Here is a 3,960-nt window from a genome sequence, read left to right as displayed (position 1 = left end):
TGAGTCCTCCTTGGTTACTTAAATTAAGGGTCCATTTTTGCTTCGAAGCTTTGGACACCTCGTATGATACCAAGAGGGCTCTTTTTGTTTCAATCCTCAAATTTCTTCATTACAGGAATGCTCCTATTATAAAAATAAGCCACCCACGAACTAAAACATTCTGGTGACTTCTATCTTCCTTACTATCTCTTGTTATCAATTATATCAATATTTTTCAACATCAATCCACCAAATACTAATTCCTTACATCTCCACTATCCCTTAATCCTTAGAAGAAACAGTATTTTTTCCTCCCATAGTAGATGAAGAAATATGAAGAGAAAAGAGGAAGTGTAGCAGTTTTGGGATGGTGTTATAGTTAGGAAACACACTGAATAGAGATCGGAAATCCGTTGGATTGATAGAGTGAGGAAAATGACTGGAGAGGATATTTAAAACCGCTTGAAATTACTATTGATAAGGGATTGGAGGAATATTGAACAGAAAAGAAAAGGACTGAATCACTATTGGATTCAGCCCAATTGTATTGATTTGGGATTGAAAAAAACTGAAGATGAGAATTTGGTGAATGATTAAAGAGGACAGCCAATTTGTTGGATTTATTATATTTTGTGTCATTATTCTTTTCTCCCTTTATTTTGTTGTGTTTTTAATTCAAATTTCAAGATATGTTTAGCCTTATTTAAACGTAATTGATTTCACTAATTTCACCCCATTCTTTATTCCTCCTTACAATTTCCACACTTATTACCCTAAATTACCTGCTATTCCTACTTTTACTATCATCTCCTATATTGATTTCATTTTTGTTACGTTCTATGATTCTATTGTATATAGTCACTGGATTAGAAAGGTGACGTGCCAAGTCACATTTGATATTTTTGGGAGGATTATTATGTATAACAATTTAGATCCTGTGATTAAAGAGGAACTGAATAAATTTATTCAGGGTAACTTAATTACAGATAGGGTAAAATCCCTTAATATAGATAGAAATTCCAGCAATTCAAATGAACCTACAGTTTGCTTTGGACATTCATTTGGGAATTTCTCTACAGAATTAGATATAAGAGTCAGGAAAGTGGAAAATGCTCAAACATTAGGTGATTACATCGAGGATTTATACCAGGAAAAAAGAAAAGAAGACCCTAATGACTAAGAAGAGCAGGAATTGATAGGGCTTATAAATATAAGGTTGTTAATAACCGAATCAGTCCAACTAAGTCAAAGTTATTATGCTTTGCAATTGCGTTTGAATTAGACCTAATACAAACAGAGAAACTATTAAATAAGGCTGGATACACACTAGCAGATGAAAATAGTGTGTTCGATTCCATAATTAGCTACTTTATTGAGAAAGGCTATTATTCAGCAGCCGACATTGACATATGGTTGGAAGAATATAAGCAGCCTACGATTTTTTCAGTGGCTTAAATAATAGATAGAAGAACAACAAAGGTAATAGCCTAATTCATAGTAATTAAGCAATTACCTTTGTTTCCTAACAGTATTATTTAATCTAAATTACGCATTTTATTAAATTAGTATCCCAATTGTGCAAAAGAACCTATTTAACTGAAGAGTCTTTTAGGAAAGTTTGTTAGACTCTTCCCGTTTTATTTGATAATCCTTTAATCTTTTTTGTAAGTTTTCAGTAGAATTACGTTGTTGATATAAATTCTCTTTTTCCTGCTTTTCCTTTTTCCACTCAATTTGTTTTGCTCTATACTCAAGTTCACCTTCATAAACCTTTTGCAAATCCTTTAGTGAGAAATCCCACGATTCCCCCGGATAATGGTCCCTAGTAACCGTGTAACCCTCTGGCTTAGGTGTATTCAATGTTACGTATAATTCGTTACCATACTTATCTTCAAGATTGTATTTTTGTTTTAATTTTCTAACACTTCCTTCACTACCATCTTCTGCTAATGATAAAACATCTAATACATCATCCCAGTACAAAGTTACGTCCGTAGGTGAATCATAATAATTAATACTTGTGGTTATAGTTTCTATTGATTGTCCTTTTGATTTTAGCCAACTAAACATGCCTTTCCCCCCTTTTATATTTGATGCTTTAATTAATTCTTATTCTTAATTCCTTGTATTAAGACCGTTTAACAATAAGTGGATTTAGATAAAGAAATACACTTTTCCAGACTTCTTGGTCTCCTTTTTCCCTATTAACAATTGAATCTTTTGCTACCAAAATGAAGAGATAAGATAGGTGAACTGTTGTGAAATGTAACAAATTACGAGAAGTAATAGACTAAGTAAAGTAGCGAAGATAGAATGGACGGATATTGGTCAAATAAAAAGACTGGACCGTTATTGATCCAGCCTGAATTGATATTGACTTTCAATTGGCAAAAAACTGATTGGATTAAGACTGAAATACCATTGACATCAATAAATTCTACAATTAATTAATTGTTGCAAATTCTGATACAATCCATTCTCTTACATCTCTTGCGTTTTCCTTTTTACTTTGCATAGACTGTGATTGAAAAGCTACACTTAAATCTTTAATTATCTTCAGAAAGTCTGGTAATTTATTGTCAAGGTATAGATCATAAATATCTTTTACAATTCTATAAACCTGGATACTTTGTAAGTAATCTCCTTGGTACAATGTAAAAGAAAACGCATCTAAATCATTATAGTGGTAAACGCTTATCCAAGTTTCAATACCCCACTCCTTTTCACCTCCAATACTTTCGTAATTATTTACAACAACTATTAGATTATCCTTTAACATATTATTGCTGTAATACATCCACTCCACATCTTCAATATTTTTTCTATTTAGTCCGTTAATCAAATTCATAAATACATCTCCATTCTTTTTTCACTTTGAAATTGCACACCTTTTAAAGGGTATATTTTCCCTTCCATTTCGCATAAAGTACGTTATAATGGTCCAAAAAATAGTCTCTTTGAAATTGCTCCAAAAATTCTACATCCTGTTGAGTGAAAGATGGAAGATGAATCCTATAAAACGGAGTTTCATCCATAACACCTGAAGTTTTAAAATCTGAAAAGAAATACATATCGACCATGTTAGTTAAGTTGGCAACTTTAATTGAGTCTTCAACCGAGAAAAAATTTAGAGTTTGTTCGATATGATTGTTTATGTCTTCTTTTATTCCCTTTGTCTCGAAAAGGATAGTTGGTTTTAATTTACGATCTAAGTGGACCCCAGTTGCAGCATTTTCTCCAACCTTTGGATGTTCAAAACGACTTTGAGATGGGCAAGTATAATCCCAACCTAATGCTTCAAACAAATGGCAAAATAGTTGAATTTTAACATTTAGTTCATTTTCAAAATGGAGTTGATGTAAATCCCTTCTTTCGTTAAGGTAATTAACTTTATCTTTTAGTCTCATAAAATCTCTCCTTTTTAAAATTGATATATTTTATTTTAGATCCTATCTGTTCGGGCTCTTGCTGTTCCGGGTGTTAATCCATTTGAGTTCCTCCTCTTAATCAGTGCTTGAGTTAAATCCGATATGAATGGTTAAACCTTCACACTATGCTTAACTCTATGTTTTCATTTTATCTGGAGAAGAGTTTTAAAGGGTTGCCTGGCAAGTCACATTTACAATTTATTTGTACTTAAACAAAAAGAGCCTATCCACCGGATAAGCCCTTTTAATAAGAATATATTATTTTGTGCATATAAACTGAATGTATCATTAGTAGATCAGAAAATGGCCTTTTGTATCCAAACTCTCCCCAAGCATTAAATCGAAACCATTCATTCCCTTCTTATTTACTTTTTCTATAATTTGTATGTAATATTACAAACTAAACTAAATTCTTTTTCTCTACTATGTGCCGTAATATTAAACATCTGATTTTTTCCCCCACCTCAAACCCGCATCCCACCGTTGCCGTTAAAATAAAGTTTTGCTAGGCAACCCCCATTTTGAACGTTTTTTCTTTCAAAAACAGGCACTT

General features: G+C 32.2%; 4 protein-coding genes. 1 reads left to right on the top strand and 3 read right to left on the bottom strand.

Going from position 1 to position 3,960, the window contains the following annotated elements:
- Positions 1-895: 895 nt before the first annotated feature.
- Positions 896-1,159 carry a hypothetical protein gene (locus tag AAIB49_RS19575; protein WP_343459031.1) on the top strand — a complete coding sequence of 88 codons (264 nt, stop codon included), beginning with the start codon at positions 896-898 and terminating at the stop codon, positions 1,157-1,159.
- A 428-nt stretch (positions 1,160-1,587) separates the two neighbouring features.
- On the opposite strand, the gene AAIB49_RS19570 is transcribed toward AAIB49_RS19575, so the two are convergent.
- The 3 genes from AAIB49_RS19570 to AAIB49_RS19560 all read right to left on the bottom strand — a co-directional run bounded on the left by AAIB49_RS19570 (position 1,588) and on the right by AAIB49_RS19560 (position 3,386).
- Positions 1,588-2,049, bottom strand: coding sequence for a hypothetical protein (locus AAIB49_RS19570; protein WP_343459030.1), 462 nt, complete (start codon positions 2,047-2,049; stop codon positions 1,588-1,590).
- A gap of 373 nt (positions 2,050-2,422) precedes the next feature.
- A complete protein-coding gene (locus AAIB49_RS19565; RefSeq protein WP_343459029.1) occupies positions 2,423-2,827 on the bottom strand; it encodes a hypothetical protein in 405 nt (134 codons plus the stop codon).
- A gap of 43 nt (positions 2,828-2,870) precedes the next feature.
- Complete coding sequence (locus tag AAIB49_RS19560; protein ID WP_343459028.1) at positions 2,871-3,386, bottom strand: hypothetical protein; 516 nt, start codon at positions 3,384-3,386, stop codon at positions 2,871-2,873.
- Positions 3,387-3,960 lie beyond the last annotated feature (574 nt).

Source organism: Ornithinibacillus proteolyticus, assembly GCF_039581225.1.
Lineage (GTDB): Bacteria > Bacillota > Bacilli > Bacillales > Amphibacillaceae > Ornithinibacillus > Ornithinibacillus massiliensis.
This window is presented reverse-complemented; position numbering and strand designations above follow the sequence as displayed.